The organism is Streptomyces sp. ISL-36, from assembly GCF_018614205.1.
GTDB lineage: Bacteria > Actinomycetota > Actinomycetes > Streptomycetales > Streptomycetaceae > Streptomyces.
Window position 1 is genome coordinate 46,082 of record NZ_JAGGOS010000014.1, and the last position, 18,988, is coordinate 65,069.

General features: G+C 69.4%; 9 protein-coding genes. 6 read left to right on the forward strand and 3 right to left on the reverse strand.

Going from position 1 to position 18,988, the window contains the following annotated elements; genetic code table 11:
- Window positions 1-302: 302 nt before the first annotated feature.
- The 3 genes from J7E93_RS03250 to J7E93_RS03260 are packed head-to-tail and all read left to right on the forward strand — an operon-like array spanning window position 303 to window position 1,384.
- The gene (locus J7E93_RS03250) at window positions 303-737 is read left to right on the forward strand and encodes a hypothetical protein (RefSeq protein ID WP_251065969.1); all 435 of its coding nucleotides are present in this window, start codon (window positions 303-305) and stop codon (window positions 735-737) included.
- Window positions 738-755: 18 nt separating this feature from the next.
- On the forward strand, window positions 756-1,100 hold the full coding sequence (locus J7E93_RS03255; protein WP_215065692.1) for a DUF6247 family protein: 345 nt from the start codon (window positions 756-758) through the stop codon (window positions 1,098-1,100).
- Complete coding sequence (locus J7E93_RS03260) at window positions 1,097-1,384, forward strand: hypothetical protein (protein ID WP_215065693.1); 288 nt, start codon at window positions 1,097-1,099, stop codon at window positions 1,382-1,384. Before J7E93_RS03255 ends, J7E93_RS03260 begins: the two co-directional genes overlap by 4 nt.
- Before the next feature lie 557 nt (window positions 1,385-1,941).
- On the opposite strand, the gene J7E93_RS03265 is transcribed toward J7E93_RS03260, so the two are convergent.
- Window positions 1,942-3,270: a M64 family metallopeptidase gene (locus J7E93_RS03265; protein WP_215065694.1), complete on the reverse strand. Its 1,329-nt coding sequence runs from the start codon at window positions 3,268-3,270 to the stop codon at window positions 1,942-1,944.
- A 189-nt stretch (window positions 3,271-3,459) separates the two neighbouring features.
- Between J7E93_RS03265 and J7E93_RS03270 the strand changes: the two genes are divergently transcribed.
- Complete coding sequence (locus J7E93_RS03270; protein WP_215065695.1) at window positions 3,460-4,800, forward strand: tetratricopeptide repeat protein; 1,341 nt, start codon at window positions 3,460-3,462, stop codon at window positions 4,798-4,800.
- Between the two features lie 558 nt (window positions 4,801-5,358).
- On the opposite strand, the gene J7E93_RS03275 is transcribed toward J7E93_RS03270, so the two are convergent.
- Window positions 5,359-5,643, reverse strand: a complete 285-nt coding sequence (locus tag J7E93_RS03275) for a hypothetical protein (RefSeq protein ID WP_215065696.1) — start codon at window positions 5,641-5,643, stop codon at window positions 5,359-5,361.
- A 97-nt stretch (window positions 5,644-5,740) separates the two neighbouring features.
- Between J7E93_RS03275 and J7E93_RS03280 the strand changes: the two genes are divergently transcribed.
- Complete coding sequence (locus J7E93_RS03280; RefSeq protein ID WP_215065697.1) at window positions 5,741-8,128, forward strand: S8 family serine peptidase; 2,388 nt, start codon at window positions 5,741-5,743, stop codon at window positions 8,126-8,128.
- Window positions 8,129-8,252: 124 nt separating this feature from the next.
- Here J7E93_RS03280 and J7E93_RS03285 read toward each other — a convergent pair whose 3' ends face one another.
- The gene (locus tag J7E93_RS03285; RefSeq protein ID WP_251065970.1) at window positions 8,253-11,675 is read right to left on the reverse strand and encodes a DNRLRE domain-containing protein; all 3,423 of its coding nucleotides are present in this window, start codon (window positions 11,673-11,675) and stop codon (window positions 8,253-8,255) included.
- Between the two features lie 574 nt (window positions 11,676-12,249).
- On the opposite strand from J7E93_RS03285, the gene J7E93_RS03290 reads away from it, so the two are divergent.
- Window positions 12,250-18,951 (forward strand): RHS repeat domain-containing protein, encoded by a 6,702-nt coding sequence (locus J7E93_RS03290; RefSeq protein ID WP_251065971.1) that lies wholly within the window; start codon window positions 12,250-12,252, stop codon window positions 18,949-18,951.
- Window positions 18,952-18,988 lie beyond the last annotated feature (37 nt).

Consider the following 18,988-nt stretch of genomic DNA (forward strand, 5'->3'; position numbering starts at 1 on the left):
GTTTTTGCAGGCGTCGGATACTCGCGCGCCGGGGGCCGCCCCCCGGGGGGCACTGCGCGGCGACGAGGTGCCACACCTCGATGTTGCCCTTCGGTGTGTTTCTTGCGTCGGACTCGTCGAGCTTGGCGTGGAGGTCCAGTCGGACCCGCTCCAGCCCGCAGGCGCGGGTCCGGGGCGTCGCGGGCACGACGTGTAGAACTGAAGTTCAGATGTAGTCATAATTCTAGACTGGGTCTGAGAAGCAGCTATAGTCGCGCTAGAGTGGCCCACGAGCCGTTGAAAGACACCTACGGAGGCCGGCCATGCCACCCCGCAAGAAGCGGGCCACACTCGCCCGCACAACTCGCCGCCCCTATGTGGATGACGCCACCTGGGACAGCGCTGACGACATCGCCGCCGGCGATGCCCTGACCGTCGGTCACCTGCTCACCGTCCTCCTGGACCGGTACGCCGCCGGCGTCGTCAACGTTCCCCTTCCGGAGGAGGACGTGCGCGCGGGTGGACGCAGCGGGCACCTTGCCGCCATCGGAGACGCCGCCTGGGCCCACGCCGACGAGCGCCGAGCGCGGGAGGGTATCCAGTCCATGAGCGTCCTTTGTGAACTGCTGCTGCGTGAGACCGTTGCCGGACGCGTCTCGGCCGGTCTCGACGCCGCGCCACGCGCCCAGCAGCAGACCGAGCCGCGCGAGGAAGCCGCGGGCGCCGTCACCCCGTCCCTGCTCCACTCCGCCGCCTGAGACCTTACGGAGTCCGCCATGACCGAGCGTGCCGCAGAGCCCACTGGCCCCCGCATCCCCATGCCCGAGAAGGCCCCGGCCGCGCTCCGCGTCGCCGTCGGACGCCTCGACCCGACTGTCCTTGCCACGTTTGATCAGCAGTGGGACGAAGCGATGCGCCAAGCCCGCGATGAGTACATCCTCACACCGCCCCGTGCCTTCGTCGAACACTGGTGGTCATGGGTCGGAGTCGCCCGCTACCCGCAGCGCCTCGCCCGCTTCCGTGAGTGCGAGCGCATCGTCAGCGAGTCGGGCGATCGCGCCGAGCGCCGTGCCGCCGCGAGTGAGCTGGCTTCGATCCTCGCCGAGGCTGTCGCCGCGTGAGTGACTGGACCTGGGAGTACGAACCCGACGCCAAGAACGTCGTCGGCGGCCTGGACAAGGCCGAGCGGCTGGAGGTCGAAGCGATCGCGCAGCGGATCGCCGATGCCGTGGGAGTCCGTCGCATCGGTAAGCCCTTCGACACCTTCGACATCACCGAGGCGGCATCCGGCGTCAGGACGTTCGCAGAGGGCGCCGTGATGGTCTGGTACCAGGAGGACTACCGCGACGATGTCGTCCTTGTCCTCCGCGCACAGCACTTCGGAGCGCAGCATCTCGACACCTGATCCCCGCGCGGAGTGACGCCGCCGGGCGGGCCATCGCGCGCCAGGACCCCAGCACCGTCGTGGAGGTGGCGAGGTCGGGTGAGGTGAGACACGACGGCGTACGCTGAGGGTTGTCCTAACGGAGGTTGGCGGACACCAAGAGGGACAACCCCGACCGTCAGGTGTGGTTGAGCTTCCTGGGATAGGGATAGCGGTTGGTACACGAGGGCCAGCGGCTGTGGGAGACACTCGCTCAGGGTCTGAAGCGACTGGTCTCGATCGATTCGCCTGGCCGCCGTCACGGCGCCACGATTGGACTCGGGGCGAACCGGTGACGTTCGTGAAGGCGGCGCCGGTGATGCGACGGTAGGCGGGGGTCGGTGTACGCGGGCGGCCTCTGTGGCAGAGGGTCCGCGCCGCCGAAGCGCTGATCTGCCTGGAGGCCGCCCCCGCGTTCGCCGTGGGGCGGCGCCGATCTCACCCGCCGGGACAAGGCCCAGCCGTACGGCTTCCGATCGGCCGGTCAGCAGCAGGACGGCCCATCCGACGGAGGGCCGGCCACATGACGGTCACCGGGCTCAGAGGCGGACGTTCCAGCTGACCGTGGACGTCATCGCCGCGGAGATGTCGCGGTCCCGTACCGAGGGCGTACGGTCCTGCGCGGTGATCGAGAGCCGGTGTGTCCGCAGGTCGAAGAGCCGCCCGGTCAACTCGGACACCTGCACCTGCGTGCGGCCCGCGAGGAACTTCAGTTCCCGGCCGTCCAGATACCAGCGGATCGTGAGCCGGCGCCCGTCGGCTCCCGTCAGCCGGGGTACGAGCGCCTTCGCGGTGTCGCGGGCGCGAAGGGTGCGGTCGGTGGGGGTGACCGCGGTGGCGATGTGCGCCTTGCGGTAGAAGCCGGCGATCATCGCCTCGACACCGGGCAGGTTGAATGGCTTGCCGAGGGAACGCATCAGGGAGTTCTCGGTGGGCCGACGCAGTCCGGTGACGTAGTAGCCCCCGCCCTCGTACGCGCCGACCGTACCTCCGTCCGGAGACGGTTCGCCCAGCCAGCGGTGCCACTTGGCGCGCTGTGAGGCCAGGTCGGCCACGTCGAGTGTGGTGATGTTGGCATCGGCGGGCTCGGGGCCCGCGTAGCGCTCGTAGCCGGGGTAGTCGGAGTAGAAGTATTCGTCGGCGAGCTTGCCCAGCGAGTGGCCGGTCTCGTGGATGGCGACCTGGCCGGACTTCTCGTTGCCCGCCGAGGCGGTCGATATGCCCTCGTAGCCGAGGGTCGGGCTGGGCTCGTTGTAGCCCGCGCCGCCGTACTTGGCGCTGTTGGCGAGGACGAGGACCAGATCGGCCTCGGGGGCCTTCGCCACGTAGCCGTCGACCTTGTCCTGGTCGATGCAGAGCAGCCGTTCGATGTCGTCGCACCAGAAGTACGAGCCGAGCGCGGTGTCCCGGACGGTGGCGGGGTCGGGGTCGCCGGAGACGCCGGACTGGTTCGACACGGCGTCGACCGTCCAGACGTTGAAGAGGTTCCGGTAGGTCGTGTACGGCTCGACGGCCGTCAGCTCGGCCCACTTCTCCCTGGCGTCGGCGTGGAACTGGCCCTGTTCGGCGGCGGTGTAGCCGTCCCCGACGACGACGATGTCGAGCCGGTCGGCGGTGGGGCCGTTGTCGACCATCTTGGCGACCTCGCCGTCGGCGGCGGCCTCGGCCGTCGAGAGCCGGGAGGCCGGCCGGTCCTGGCCCTCGCGCGGTACGCGTGTGTGGCCGGATCCGGCGACCGTGCCATGCTCCGGTCCGGGTATCTCGACCTCGGCGCCGGCCCTGGCGGGCGTCGCCGGGTCGGCGGCCGCACTGCCGGGTTGGGCGGCCAGTACGGCCGCGAGGGCGGCGGCCACCGCCACCGCCGTCATGGCTCTACGGCGTGCTGGACGTGCTGGACGTGCTGGAAGTGCTGGACGCATGAACTCATCCCTCTGACACGGAAGTTAAGCACCCTGTTAAACAGAGTGAACGGGTCGCTTAAGCTAGGGGGAGGGTGAGGGCGTGCGCAATGCCTGCTTCCCTTGAATGCTGGGGAGTTCAAGAGTCAGGGGGTTGTTATGGACGAACCGGCCGAGATCGGGCGCCGGGTGCAGAAGCTGCGCAGCCAACGCGGTCTGACCCAGCGGCAGTTGGCTGAACCCTCCTATACGCCCGCGTACATCTCGACGCTGGAGTCCGGGAAGGTCAGGCCCTCCGAGGCCGCGCTGCGCTTCCTCGCGGACCGGCTCGGCACGTCGTACGAGGAGCTGGCCACCGGACGCCCCGCGCACCTTGCCACCGAGCTGCGGCTCGCCCTCACCGACGCGCACCGGCAGCTCGCGACCGGCGCCGCCGACGAAGCCGCCGTCCGCTACCGACGGCTCCTCACCGACGCGGAACACCTCGGCCTCGCCCCCGAGCAGGCCGAGGCGCTGCTCGGGCTCGGCGACTGCGCCCTGGAGAGCGGCGAACTCGCCGACGCCGGACGCCACTTCCAGGACGCCGAACGGCTCCTGGCCGATGCACCGCTTCCCCGCCGCGCCCGCGCGATCCGGGGCCGCGCCGTAGCGCACCTCCTGGCCGGGGAGCTGCGCTACGCCTGCTACCTCCTGGAGTCCGCCATCGACGAGCTCGGCGCGAGCGGGCTGGTCGACCCCGAGGCGCTGGTCATCCTGTACGCCGCCGTGATCGGCCCGTACATCGACCTGGGCGCCCACGCCCGCGCCGCGCATGCCGCCGAGCTCGCGCTGGCGCTGGCGCCGCAGGTCGACGACCCGGCGCTGGTGGCGGGCATGCACCGGCAGGTGGCCCGCACCTTCCTCGCCGAGGGCCGCACAGCCGACGCCGACGCCTCACTGGCCAAGGCGCAGGCGATCTACCAGCAACTGAGGCTGCGTACCGATCTCGCGCACTGCCACTGGATGCGTGGCTACATCAAGGCGCAGAACGGCGAACTCGCCCTTGCCGAACGGGAGTTTCGTACTGCTCGGGACATGCTGACCGCCAAACGCGCGACGCTGTTCACCGCGCAGGTGGAGGTGGAGCTGGCCGACGTCCTGCGGCGGCTGGGACGGTACGACGAGGCGTCGGATCTCCTCATGGCGCTCCTGGACCTCGGCGACCGCCACGGCGCGGTGCACGCGGGCGGCGCGCACCGGCTGCTCGGGCTGATCGCCGAAGAGCGGGGCCAGAGCGAGACCGCCGAGGAACACTACGTCACGGCGCTGGGCCTGCTGGAGCGCAGCGGCGCCAGCGGCGACCTCGCCGACCTGTGCCGTCTGCTGGGCGACCTGCTGCGCCGCAGCGGCCGCACCGAGGCGGCGCTGGACGTCTACCGCACGGGCCTGGGCCACCGTGCCGCCCCTGGGACGACGACGCTGGGCCCGGCCCCGACGGCGCCGGCGGTCCCGCGGCTCTGAGGGCGGCTGGAGCCGTTACGCCCGCTGCCCGGACGCCGGCCGGGTGAGGGGCCCGGTTCCCGCGCGCACGTGGTGACCGCGGAGAATCGCGGAACGAGGATCACCGCGCGTGCGGCGCCGGTCAGCTGCAGCGCGATCCGCCGGAGATTCGCGGGCTCCAGGCCGTGTTTACCCCGTCCGGCCGGACGAGGTCGCCCGGATCGCGGACTCCGACGGGCCCCCATCCGGGGTGTCGCGGCGGTCCTGTTCGGTTGAGCGGGGAAGCCCCACCCGGGGTAGTGTCGATTCATACGCGTATGCGTGCTTTATGCGCCACCGGCCGCTCCCTGAACGCGGCGGTGCCAGGTGTGCGAGAGGACCGGCGACCTGCCGTCCTGCTGACCGGCCGCCCGAATATGGCCACCCGAATGTGACCGCAGCGATCACGACGACGGCGGGACAAGACTCGGTTTCTCGCTTGTGGCCCCTCTGTGCGGGCGGTCCTGCATTTCTCATATCGATCTGAGCCAAGTTCACCCGGCCAAAGGGGTGGCTCTCCAGGAGGAAAGCCATGTCTCATCACGGCAAAAGCGCCGACGACGACCGGCGGGCGAAGCAGCCAGCCAAGGCATCGGGCATGCCGGTGCCGGGGACTTCCGGCACGTCCCCCGAGCCGACAACCGCAAGGGCGGGCGAGATGCCGGTCCCGGGTATGCAGACAGCAGCCGGGAGCCCCGCGGCAGGGCACATGCCGACTCCCGGCATGAAGTCGGCGGCGGCAACCGGCGGGTCCCGCGAGATGCCGATGCCGGGGATGCACGCCCCGTCCGCCGGCGGAGCGATGCCCATGCCGTCGGTCGGCATGACCGGCAGGTCGGAACCGACGGGACAAGCACCCCAGGGCAGCAAGCCTCCGCAAGGCGACGAGCCGCCGCCGTTCCCGAACGGTGGTACCCCCGCTGTGTCTCGCTTCGGCGGGCCCGGGGGCACCCTCCCGAGCGGTCCGTCGTACAAGCCGGGCGTCGTCGAGGTGGAGTTCCGTGAGGGCGTCACCCCGGACATCACCCAGCCCCCGGACGGCGCGCCTCCCGAGGTCCGCAGCGTCGCCGAAGGACCACTCGACGAGTTCAACCGCATCCTGGCAGACAACAGCCTCGTCAGGGCGGAATCGACATTCCTGATCACACCGCAGGAAGCCACTTCGCTGCATGCGCGCGCGGCCTCGGAGGGCTTCGACACTCCTCACCTGTCGCGGTTCGTCACTCTGCACTTCGCCGACGAGGCGGACACGGTCGCGATCGCGGCGCGCCTCGACGCGCTTCCCGAGGTGGAGCGGGCGATCGCCGTCCCCGTGGCTCTGCCGCCGACGGTCACGGCGGAACGCCCCGGAGGCGTGACGATGCTCGCCCCGGCGGCTCCACTGGCGGAACCGCTGGTCGGTACGGGCGGGACCGTGGTGGTGGACACCGCCACCGGCCTGGAGAACCAGTGGTACGTCTTCCGCTGTGGCGTGAACCAGGCGTGGGGGACTTCCACCGGCCGCGAAGTGGTGATCGCCGATGTCGACTGGGGCTACCGGACCTCGCACAACGACCTCGCCGCGAACATCGCCAAGACGTACAACGCCTTCGACGGCACCACCGACGTAACGAGCGGTGACGTCTCCCACGGGACCGCCGTCATGGGGCTGGCCGGTGCCGCGGTCAACCATCTCGGCATGGCGGGCGCCGCGTACGACTCCACGCTCTGGGCAGTGCGGTCGGATTCGGGGACAGGTCCGGCACTCGGCGGAGACGCCTGGGCCCGGGGCATCGACTGGGTGCGTACCACCGACAGCGGCGGCAGGCGCAAGGTCGTGATCCTCGAAGTCCAGACCGGGGCGTACGGGAACATCGAGTACGTGCCGTCGGTCAACGCGGCCATCAGGACGGCGATCGCCGCGGGAGTGGTCGTCTGTGTGGCAGCGGGCAACGGAGACCGGGACGCGGGCATCGGCGACGACGGCAGGCCGATCCCGGAGACGGGTTCCATCCTCGTCGGCGCCACGGCATACGACGCCACGGTCAACAAGCGTGCGTGGTTCAGTAACTACGGCCCCAGGATCGTCGTGTGCGCACCCGGCGACGACTTGCACGACCTGACCTGCGACAGCAGCGCCGACACCGCGTACCGCAACGCCTTCGGCGGCACCTCCGGCGCGACGCCGAAGGTCGCCGGTACCGTCGCGCTGATGCTGGCTGCGAACCGCGGTCTCACTCACGCCGACGTGCGCCGGATGCTCAAAGCCACTGGGACCGCGGTCACTCCGGACCCGGGCAAGGACATCGGCACGTTCCTCAACGCCGGTGCAGCAGTACGGGAGGCCTCCGAGCAGGCGGCCGGACGCATGGAGATCTTCGCTCGTGGTGGCGATCAGGCGCTGTGGCACATGTGGCAGACCGCGCCGAACAACGGCTGGTCCGGGTGGCAGTCGCTCGGCGGCTGGATCGACATGCTCAGCTACGGCCGTAACTCGGACGGCCGGTTGGAGGTCTTCGCCCGTGGCGCCGACCAGGCCGTGTGGCACATGTGGCAGACAGCGCCGAACAACGGCTGGTCGGGCTGGGAGTCGCTCGGCGGCTGGATCGACAACCTCAAGATCGGCCAGAACAACGATGGCCGGTTGGAGGTCTTCGCCCGCGGAGCCGATGGCGCGGTGTGGCACCTGTGGCAGACCGCCCCCAACGGCACATGGTCGGGTTGGGAGTCGCTCGGCGGCTGGGTCGACGATCTGGACGTCGGCCGTAACGCGGACGGCCGGTTGGAGGTCTTCGCCCGTGGCGCCGACCAGGCGCTCTGGCACAAGTGGCAGACCGCACCGGGCGGAGGCTGGTCCGGCTGGGCGTCTCTGGGCGGCTGGATCGACCGTCTCGCGACGGCCCGTAACGCGGACGGCCGGCTGGAGGTCTTCGCCCGTGGAGCGGATGGCGCCGTGTGGCACATGTGGCAGACCGCGCCGAACAACGGCTGGTCCGGGTGGGAGTCCCTGGGCGGTTGGATCGACATGCTGGCTCTCGGTCGCAATTCCGACGGCCGGTTGGAGGTCTTCGCCCGTGGCGCCGACCAGGCCGTGTGGCACATGTGGCAGACCGCGCCGAACAACGGCTGGTCGGGTTGGGGGTCACTCGGCGGCTGGGTCGACGATCTGGAGCTCAGCAAGAACGCGGACGGCCGGTTGGAGGTCTTCGCCCGTGGAGCCGATGGCGCCGTGTGGCACATGTGGCAGACCGCGCCGAACAACGGCTGGTCCGGCTGGGAGTCCCTCGGCGGTTGGATCGACCGGCTCGCCGTGGCCGAGAACACGCCCTGAGCGCCACCGCTGATCGACCGATCCGAAGGACGCGGAGGTTGGCGGATACCAAGAGGGGGCTGCTAAGCCGAGTAGGCCCCCGCCCTCTGGGGCGACGGCCTACTCGTGGGAAAGGGACCCGGTCTCAGCCGATGGCGAGGCGTGTCTTCCAGTAGCTCGTCGGAGGGATGATCTCGGTTCCGGAGCCGGGGAGAACGGTCCTGGCACCCGCATACAGGCGGACGCTGCCATTGGCGGGAACGGTCCAGACGTCGGGGATCCCGTCGCCCGTCACGTCGGGAGTGCCGATGAGGCGGGGGATGCTGGTGCTGGACCACCCGGCGGAGCCGTAGACGGTGTCGGCTCCGTCCTTGGAACCGGCCGCTGTCGCCAGAGAGTTGAGGTCCACCCCTCCACCGGCGGCGGGCTTGCCCTTGCGCAGCAGCAGGCGCCCGGATTCCTGCCGGAAGACGAGGTCGGTCACCGCGTCACCGTCGATGTCGAGTGCGGTGACGATGTCCTGGGTGTTCCACGGGGTGGTGGCGATCTGCTGTGCCTGCAGGACGCTGGCTCCGTGGTAGCCGGTGAAGGCCCACAGGGTGTCACCGACCGTGACGAGGAAGTCGGCCCTGCCGTCGCCCGTCATGTCGCCCGCCGACATGATCTGGGTGAACGCGCCGGGGCTGGGCGCGTTGGCAGGCAGCAGGATCTCTCGACGCTTGTCGACGTTCACCGCCCCGTATCCGTCACCGGGATAGACCCACAGCTTGTCGCCGAGCCGGACCACGAGGTCCTGCAGACCGTCGCCGCCGTAGATGTCACCGTTGTGGGTGATCAACGGGTTGTTCTTGAAGTGGCCGTTGGGCGCGCCTATGTAGGCTGGCAGGTTGTCACCGGTGGGATCCTTGTCCGGGTTGCCGCGGTAGGCGCCGGACATGGAGTAGCCGAGCCTGCCGCTGGGCCTGGTGACGTCCGAGGTCTGACCGAGGGAGGGGTAGAGGGCGAGGTTGCCGCCTTCGGTGACGACCATGAGGTCGGGGAGCTTGTCGCCGGTGAAGTCGCCCGGTGCGTCGGCCTCGTCGCGGGGGGTGACGTAGAAGAAGTACTTGGTCGCCTCGGATACGTTGCCCGCTTGGTCGACGGTACGCACGTAGAGGACGTTGGGACCGGCGGTGGGCGGCTTCAGGTCGGAGACGGTGGTCTCGATGCTGGGCGACGTACCGGCGGTGCGCGGCGTGGAGAAGTTGTAGGCGGCGCCGTTGAAGCTGTACTCGTACCTGACGACGTCGCTGTTCAGCGCGCGGAGGTGGAAGGTACCGGGCGAGCCGAACTTGACGGTGCTCCAGATGGTGTCCTCGGCGTCGTTGGCGAAGCCGTTCTCCTTGGCGTCGGCGTTGGGGAACACGTCCGAGCGGACCTTGGGCGGCTTCGGCGCCGCGGTGTCGAGGACGAAGCGGCAGGGCGTTTTCGCGGGCGAGTAGGAGGAGGTGGCGTTCGCGGCGTCGACCGCCCTGACCCGCCATGAGTAGAGCGTGTTGTTGGTGAGGTTGGCCGTGGAGAACGCGGGAGTGGTCCGAAGGGCCTCCGACGTGCTGCCGCCGACGGAAACCGTGCCGGCACCCTTGAGGAGGTCCTTGGTCGTGTCCCACTGGCCGGTCGGCCACAGGTCGAAGTCGAACTCCTTGAGGTTCGAATCCGCGTCGGTGGCCTTCGCCGTGAAGTACACGCTGCCGGCGCCCATGCGGACGTACGGCGGAGTCGTCGTGCACTTGGCTTCCGGGCCGAGGTCGAGGTTGGTCGGCGGGGTCGGCCTGCGGTTGTAGACGAGGACCAGGACCGGACCGTTCTCGCCGTTGGCCTGGAACTTCTTCCAGGCGTACTGGGACTTCTCGTTACCGGCGCGAAGCCCGAAAGTGATGCTGTTCCAGCTGCCGTCGGCGGCCTGCTGCGCGGTCTTCTTCACGTCGAAAGTCTCGTACGCGTCGCGGCACCCGGACTTGTATCCATGGGCGAAACTGCGTGAGGCGATCTGGTTTCCGTCGTGCAGCTTGGGGGCGTTCTTCCAGTTGGTCTTCGAGCTGATCTTCCCGGACAGGTGTACCGTCATCTGGCGCGCGCTGCACGACCAGGAGTAGGTCTCCAACAGGCGGAGCTTCGCGCTGGAGATGACCGTTCCCCGTAGAGCGGGGTCGAAGTCGATGGTGAAGAAGGACCGAGAGGTGCCCCAGGTGTCGGACTCGAATCCGACGCGCGCCTCGTGCGTCCCACCCTTGTTGAAGTTGCGCCCGTTGTAGAACGTGGCCTGGGGGTGGCGGCTGTAGGCGGTCGTCCAGTTCTGGGTGTGCTTGGTCACCGAGGGGTCGATGAACACGGGGTAGACGGTCGCCGGATCGGCCAGGAAGTCAGGGTCGGGAGTCAGGGTCCACTGGTCGGCGGCGAGGTCGGCCTCGACCAGGGCGCCACGGGTGTCGGGGCCGGGACCGTCGAGCGCGGGCAGCGCGAGCGTGGCGGCGGAACCGCTCTGCGAGGGCGCGGGTGTGGGTTCGGTGGGGACCGGCGGAAGCGACGGCTCCGAGACGGCCGGCGCCGGTTCCTCGGAGGCAGCGGGCAGCACCTCGGACTCGGCGTCGGTCTGCTCGTCCGACTCGACGTCGCTGTCGCTCGTTGCCGTCACGGTGGGTTCCGGCTCGGTGCTCGGCGTGGTGGTGGGCGGCGCCTCGGGGGCGGTCGGCTGGGAACTCGCCCCGACCTGGCCGTCGGTGACCGCCGGCTGCCCCGTGCTGTCCCACATGAGCGGCGAGGGGGAGAGCGCGACCTCGTCGCCGTTCTTGTTCTCGGCGGACACGATGTCGGAGAGCGGGTCGACGCGGAACAGCAGGGTCGGCGACGTCAGACCGTAGGTGAGCTGGGCGACGCGCGGGTCCGCCGCGGCCTGGCGGTTCTTGACCACCAGCAGCTGGGCGAACCCGCCGTCGTCGGCGGTCAGCACCAGGTCAGCGCCCGGAAGGATCTCCGGGTAGAGGATGCGTGAACCGTCGACGATCGGGGTGGGGATCGGTCCGGGCCAGGTCAGTTGCACGATGCCTTCGCCGACGTCGAGGGAGGCCAGCGGGCTGGATGTCTCCTCCACCCGCGTGGGCGCGCCCCGCACGAGAGAGACGCGCTCGACCACACGGGAGGCCCGGTCGTCGTGGCTCGCGGTGTGGGCGGTTCCCGCAGAGAACACCATGTGGGTGTTGGTGGCGGCTGGTTCCCAGCCCGCGGTGGTCCGGCGCAGGGTGGTGTCGATCGGCTTCCATACGCCGTCGACCTTCGCCCGGATCGGCGAGACGTACTGGTGTCGCTCCAGTAGACGGTCGGGGCGGGCGAACGTACTGGAACTCGGGGTGCGCAGCTCGGTGATCTCGACCGGCTTGCCGGTCCTGGCGGCCCGGCTCATCGCCACGGCCGCCGTGACCTCTTCGACCGCGGGCCGCGGCCGAGGTGCGTGGCCGCTGTCGTCACCACCGCCGAGACCGGCCCAGGTGATGCCGGTCGCTGCGATGGCGGTGGCCGCGGCCGCGGCCATGGTGCGACGCCCAGGTCGACGGCGCCAGATGCCCTTCATTCGGGACTGCTCCCCTTCCCCCCTCGTACCGGGCGCACAGTCGCGCCGGTGCACTGCGGCCCCGGCCATGACACCTCCGGCGAACGACGACGGGGGTGTGGGCAGGGCATGGCGGGGCGAGCAGCGTGCAGATCATGGCCCATCGAGGCGGACCCGTCACCCCGCCCGCCGGGCCCCGCAGTGGGAAGACTCGTGCCGCGCACACGGGCGCTGTGTGCCGCGCGAGCCGACGCAGCGGAACCCGCTGGGGCATCATGGCGTGAATCTGGCATGGCAAAACAGGACAACATCACATGAAAGCACGGCCGTTGCGTTGATGATGTGGTCAATTGGGCGGGAATGCTGCTTTGGTTGGCGGAGATTCCACGCCATCTGAATAGGTTCAAGAGTCGCGTTGAACTCGCTGTGGGGCTATGCGCCACCTATGCGGCGTGATGATCACCACACCCCCACCTCATCTGTGGCGGATCTTCATCGCGAGGCCACAGAATCTGCGCCATCTGCCGTCACGCGTGGTCCAGTCGGGTCCCGCTCAATGTGGTCCGGGGGGACCTTCACCGTGTCTGGTCGTCTTAGGCGTGCGCGCCTTCGTTCCACCCGGAGAGCCGTCGCCGCACTCCTGGGTGCGGCACTGTTCACGGGGCTGCTGCCGGCCCCAGCTCTCGCGCTTCCCCCGGACCCCGCAACGGCGGAAGTCGGCAGGGAGTCCGTGCAGTTGGAGAGCCTCCAGCAGGATCGGCCGCTGGAGGGCAAGACTCTCGAGAAGAACCTGGACCGTCTCAAGGCTGACGTACCGGCCGATCAGGCCGAGGCGCCCGCGGGAACCTCGGTGGCACCCCTCGCCGACAGCGGCCAGGTCACCTTCTCGACCTCCGTCGCCGCCGCCATGGCGTCCGACGGCGACACGGTCACACCGGTCGAGGACCTGCCCGTCGGGCTGGGGCAGGCCGAAGGGCAGGCGGCACCCACCGGTACCTGGGGCGTCTCGATCGACTCCCACGCGGGCGCGCTGGCCCTGGGGGTGAACGGAGTCCTCCTGGAGATCGACACCCCGTCGGGCGGCTCCGTTCCCGTCGACGTGCAGCTCGACTACTCCGCGTTCAAGAACCTCTACGGAGCCGACTGGGCCTCCCGGCTGAAATTCGTGCAGTTCCCGGACTGCTACCTCAGCACCCCGGAGCTCGAGGAGTGCCAGGCCTACACCGAGCTGGCGACCGAGAACGACACCAACTCCGAAACCGCCACCGCGACCATCGACCCTGCGGCGGCGAGTACCGAGGCCCCCGCCGCCGACGGCGTCTCGGCCCAGCTGATGGGCGCCTCGACGCAGGCCGACCCCGCGGGCGACAAGGCCGCCGTCGGCGTGGTCGACTCGGGTGACGGTGCGGGCGGAACGTTCAAGGCGAGCCCGCTGGCCGCCAGCGGCAAGTGGTCCACCACCGGCTCCTCCGGGGCATTCACCTGGTCGTACCCGATCGCCGTACCGGTCGCACCCGCCGGCCCCACGCCGAAGGTCTCGCTCGACTACAACTCCCAGACCGTGGACGGCCGGACGGCTGTCACCTCACCTCAGGCCTCGTGGATCGGCGAGGGCTGGAACTACGAGCCGGGCCACATCGAGCGTCGCTACCGCACGTGTCAGGACGACACGAAGAACATGGCCTCGGGGACGCCCAACAACACGGGGTCGGGCAACAAGACGTCCGACCTGTGCTGGGTCTCGTACAACGCGGTGATGTCCCTGAACGGCTCGACCACCGAACTGGTCCGCGTCGATGCCGACACCTACCGTCCCGCCCTCGACGACGGCACGCGCATCGAGCTCAAGACCGGCGGTACCAACGGCGACGACAACGGTGAGTACTGGGTCGTCACCACGGTCGACGGCACCGCCTACCACTTCGGCCTGAACAAGGTCGGAACAGGTCACGCGGACACCAACTCGGTCTCCACGGTGCCGGTCTTCGGAAACCACCCCGGTGAACCGTGCCACGCCACCGCCTTCGCCGACTCCCGGTGCGGTGCCGGCAAGCAGCAGGCCTGGCGCTGGGGGCTCGACCGGATCGTCGACGTGCACGGCAACGTCATGGTGGTCAACTGGGTTCAGGAATCGAACTACTACGCCGTCCGTAAGAAGTTCAAGACTCCCGAGCGCTACCACCGCTTCGCCTACGCCTCCTCCATCGAGTACGGTCTGCGGCTCTCCGACCTCACCAAGCCCGCGGCCGTGATCGAGTTCGCCACGCAGCAGCGCTGCCTGCAGTCCGTCGAGGTCTGCTCCGCCACGAATTTCGACAAGACCGACGACCCCGGTGCCTACCGTCCCTGGTGGGACACGCCCGGAAACCTCAACTGCAAGTCCACCTCCGACCTCTGCCCGCCGTTCCCCTCCTTCTGGACCCAGCGCCGCCTGGAGTCCATCACCACCAAGTCGGAACGCCCGGGACAGACCGGACTCGGCAAGGTGGACACCTACACGCTCCACCAGTCCTTCCCAGCCGAGTGGTACGACACCTCCCCGGGCCTATGGCTCAACTCCATCACCCGGCGCGGTTTCGGGCCGGGTGACACCACCGGCACCCTCCAGTCGTCCGACGGCGTGAGCTTCGCGCAGTACCAGGTGGGACCCCGCGATCCTCTGCAGGGTCGGCTTCGTGACCGTCAGCTCCCCAACCTCGTGGCGGGCGACCCCCGTCGCCCCGGCTTCACGCGCCCTCGCATCGGCGTGGTCTCCACCGAAGAGGGCGGGGACATCGAGGTCAAGTACACGGGAGGCTGCGCGGCCGAACCCGCGACGGACAAGGAACGCGCCAACGGAACCTGCTTCCCTGTGCGTTGGTCCCCGGACGGTGACGAGAAGAAGCCGGCCAAGGCCTGGTTCAACAAGTACGTCGTCGCGAGCGTGGTGGAGACCGACAAGGTCACCACGCACGGTGTGCCGGTCTACACCCAGTACTCGTACAAGGAACCGGCGTGGAGCCTGAGTGACGACGAGTTCACCAAGCCCTCGCTGAGGACGTACAGCGACTGGCGTGGCTACCGCGAAGTCACCACGGTCAAGGGCAAGAAGAACAACATCAAGGCCGGTGACCCCCAGGCCCAGTCCACCTCCACCACCCGGTACTTCCTCGGCGTCGGCGGCGCCGTCAAGGACTCCGCGGGCAAGTACACCCTCACCGCGGACGACGCCAGACCGTTCGCCGGCAAGACCGCCGAGACCCTCACCTACGACCGCACCGCGGGCCGGGTCATCAAGCGCGTCCTGAACTTCCCCTGGCTGAAGGAGACGGCCTCGCGCGCCCGGGAGGGTGAGGACGGTACGGCGCTCGAACCGCTGAAGGCGTACCGGACCGGAACATCACGCACCGACACCGTCCAGTCGATCGGCGCCTCCTGGCAGAGCGTTCGCACCACGACCGAGGTCGACGCGACCTACGGGCTCCCGACGCGGTCGGAGACGGCGGTCGTCAAGCCCAACGGCACCGGCGAGGCGTTCAGCGAGCAGCGCTGCACCACCTACTCCTACGTGCACAACACCGGCGCGTGGCTCATCGGACTCGCCTCCCAGACGAGCACCACGGCCACGCCGTGCGCCGGGCACGCCACCGCCGACCCCGCGACCGAGCTCATCAGCACCACGCGCAGCAGCTACGACGGTCTGGCTTTCGGAGCCACGCCGGTCAAGGGCCTGGCCACCGCGACCGCGGTCAACGACGGCACGGGCAAATGCTGTTCGCTGGTCACTACGAGCACGTACGACGACCTCGGACGGCTGCGCTCGGTGACCAAGCCCGGAGAGGGGACCACCGAGACCCAGTTCACACCGTCCGCCGGCGGCCCCGTGACCGCCACCACGTCGATCCGGACGGTCGGCGGCCGTCAGCTCGCGACCACGACCACATTCGACCCCGGTCGCGCACTGCCGCTGACCGTGACCGACCCGAACGGCCGCATCACCCGGCGTCAGTACGACGCCCTGGGGCGACTGACCGCGGGATGGCTGCCCTCGCGCTCCTCCGGGAGCCAGACGCCGAGCGTGAAGATCGGTTACCAGCCGGCCGTGGCCACGAGCAGCGCGACCAAGCCCGCGGCGGTCACCACCGAGACGCTCCAGGACGACGGTACCTACCGCAGGCAGGTCGCGCTCTACGACGGACTCGGACGCGAGGTGCAGACTCAGGAGGACGCCTACGGCCCGGGTCGCATCGTCGTGGACACGTACTACAACGACCACAGCCTCGTCGAGGAGGTCACCGGGAAGTACCTGGCCAATGGCGCTCCCACCGCGGCGCTCTTCGAGCGCAGGTCCGACAGCGTCGTGCCGAACAAGACCCGCACGCGCTACGACGGGCTGGAGCGGCCGGTCCAGGTCTCGACGTACTTCGGTTCCACCTTCAAGTACGCGACCTACACGACCTACGGGGACAACTACACCAAGGTCGACAAGCCCGGCTCCACGGTGCCGGTGACGGACACGTACACCGATGCCCTGGGCCGCGTGTCCTCGGTCCGCACCTACACGGATGCCGCCGGCACCGCCAAGCGCGTCACCTCGTACGGCTACGACGCCCGGGGCAACCGCAACAAGGTGACGGACCCCGCGGGCAACATCTGGACCTACGTCCACGACGCGCGCCACCAGTTGATCTCGCAGACGGACCCGGACTCCGGTACCTCCTCCTTCGAGTACGACGACGCCGGCCGGCGCATCAAGAGCACGAACGAGGCGACGGCGAAGTCGATCTTCACCGAGTACGACGTGCTCGGCCGGACCACCTTCGTGCGCGAGGGCAACGCCGCTACAACGCCCGCCCAGGCCGCGACCGAGGCCACCTTGGTGAAGGAGTTCACCTACGACACGGTGGCCGGGGCGCTCGGCAAGCCCGCCTCCTCCACCCAGTACCAGGGAACGGCCGCCTACATCAGCCGTGTCACGGGCTACGACACCGAATACCACCCCACCGGCAAGCAGTTCGTCATCCCGGACACCGCCACCACCAAGGGCCTCTCCGGCACCTACACCTACGGCTACGGTTACACGCCCAGCGGCAAGCAGCTGTCGGTGACACTCCCCGCGGTGGGCGGGCTCGCCGCGGAGAGGGTCGTCACCCGCTACGACGACGAAGGGTTCGCGGAGTCCACCTCCGGCCAGAACTGGTACACCTCGGACGTCTCCTACTCGCCCTTCGGCGAGCCGCTCCGCGCCGTCAGCGGCGCACAGCCGGGGCGCGTCTGGACGACCAACTTCATCGACGAGCACACCGGACGCCTGGAACGGAGCGTCACCGACCGCGAGACCACCGGACCGCACCGCATCGCGGACAGCCGCTATTCGTACGACTCCTCCGGCCTGGTCTCCTCCCACGCCCGGGAACTCACAGACGCGTCGGGGTCCTCCTGGGACACCCAGTGCTTCACCTACGACCGACTCGGCCAGCTGGTCAACGCCTGGACCTCGAACATTCCCGTCACGGGCAAGGGCATCGGCTGCAAGTCCGCTTCCGGTACGGTCTGGGGCCCGCGCACCGACGGTGAGCCCAGCGGGGCGGGCGGCGCGGACGCGGCCGACAGCGCGGCCGACACCGGGGGAAGCCCCGACACCTCGCTGACCTCGACCTTGGCGGCAGCCTCACCGGCGGCGGGCACGGTCGCCTCCGGCAGCCTCTCCTACTGGCAGTCGTTCACCTACGACTGGCTCGGCAACCGAGCCGCCCTGGTCGAGCACGGCACCACCGACACGACCTTCACCTACACGTACGGCAGGACGGTCACCGGCAACGGCACCGGACCGGCTACGGTCGTCCAGCCCCACACCCTCCAGCGGGTCGTGACCACGCCGACGGGACAGGGCAGCACCTACGCCTACGACAGCGCCGGCAACACCACGGACCGGGTTCTCCCCGCCGCTGCGCAGAACCTGACCTGGACTCAGGAGAACCGGCTCACGACGATCACCTCGGGCGGTGTCAAGACCACCTACGTCTACGACCCCGAGGGCAACCGGCTCCTGGAGTCCTCCTCCGCAGGTGCGACCCTGTACCTGGGCGAGACCGAGGTCTCCGCCGACGCCACCGGAAAGGTGATCCGGGCCTCCCGGCTCTACAGCCAGGCCGGTGCCCCGAACGTCGTGCGTACGGCCCTCAACGGCGCTGCCACGGGGCACAAGCTCAGCGTCCTGATCACCGACAACCTCGGGACGGCTCACACGGCCGTCGAGCTCACCGGTGCGCAGACGGTCACCAGGCGGGAGTCGAAGCCCTTCGGTGAATCCCGTGGCGCCAAGCCGGCATCGTGGCCCGACAAGCGCGGTTACCTCGGCGTCGGCATCGACGACGCCGCCACCGGTCTGACCCACCTGGGCGCCCGCGAATACGACCAGAGCACCGGGCGGTTCGTCTCCGTCGACCCGGTCATGGAGATGGGCGATCCGCTCCAGATCAACGGATACGCGTACGCGGGCAACAGCCCCGTCGCACAGTCCGATCCCACAGGGCTGTGCCCGAAGGAGATCTGCGACGGGTACGGACAGCACGACCACGCCAGCCAGCAGGGCAGCGGCGGGAGCACCGGGCAGACGACGTCCACCGGCACCTCGGACCAGCCCACCAAGGGGCGGTCGGGCGCCGAGATGGCCGCGGACAAGCTGCGCCACGACGCGGCCGTACAGGCCATGGCAGCTTTCCTGAGAGCCCTTTGGGCCAAGAATCCCGAGGTGCGGGTCCAGACCGAATATCACATTCCGGGAGCGGGCCCGAACAAGGGCGACGGTTGGGCAGACATCGTGATGTTCTGGAACGAGGACATCTACATCTGGGAAGTGAAGTCGGCCAAGACGGCGGAGAAGGACGGCCCCGCTCAGCTGGACCGCTACGTCAACACCCTGAACAAGATCGAGCAGAAGAAGGTGTTCGGGCGGACGGTTCACAAGGGCTGGGAACTTCCGCAGGTCGCCACCGTCGATCCGATCGACCCGCGGCTGATGGTCGTCGCCCAGTCCACCCGGACGCGGCCCAAGACCAACCGCGCCGGAGCGGAATACCAGGGCGTGGTGGGCTGGTGGACACGGAACCAGAGCAGACAGGCTCCCCCGGGGATGGAACCCGTCCCCGTCTGGGCCCCCGTGACCATCCAGGCATGGCAGCCGACACCGGAGCAGACGAAGACCATCGGCTGGGGCGCGGTCGCTCTCACATTCGTCTACTTCGCAGGCAGGATCATCGCTGATCCCATTCCCTGACGACGCAATGCGGTCGCCGAGGCGGGCCGCCCCGATC

Coding starts and splice junctions, on each gene's coding strand:
- J7E93_RS03250 (WP_251065969.1), top strand. CDS start 303: ATGCCACCCCGCAAGAAGCGGGCCACACTCGCCCGCACAACTCGCCGC.
- J7E93_RS03255 (WP_215065692.1), top strand. CDS start 756: ATGACCGAGCGTGCCGCAGAGCCCACTGGCCCCCGCATCCCCATGCCC.
- J7E93_RS03265 (WP_215065694.1), bottom strand. CDS start 3,270: ATGACGGCGGTGGCGGTGGCCGCCGCCCTCGCGGCCGTACTGGCCGCC.
- J7E93_RS03270 (WP_215065695.1), top strand. CDS start 3,460: ATGGACGAACCGGCCGAGATCGGGCGCCGGGTGCAGAAGCTGCGCAGC.
- J7E93_RS03275 (WP_215065696.1), bottom strand. CDS start 5,643: ATGCCGACCGACGGCATGGGCATCGCTCCGCCGGCGGACGGGGCGTGC.
- J7E93_RS03285 (WP_251065970.1), bottom strand. CDS start 11,675: ATGGCCGCGGCCGCGGCCACCGCCATCGCAGCGACCGGCATCACCTGG.
- J7E93_RS03290 (WP_251065971.1), top strand. CDS start 12,250: ATGTGGTCCGGGGGGACCTTCACCGTGTCTGGTCGTCTTAGGCGTGCG.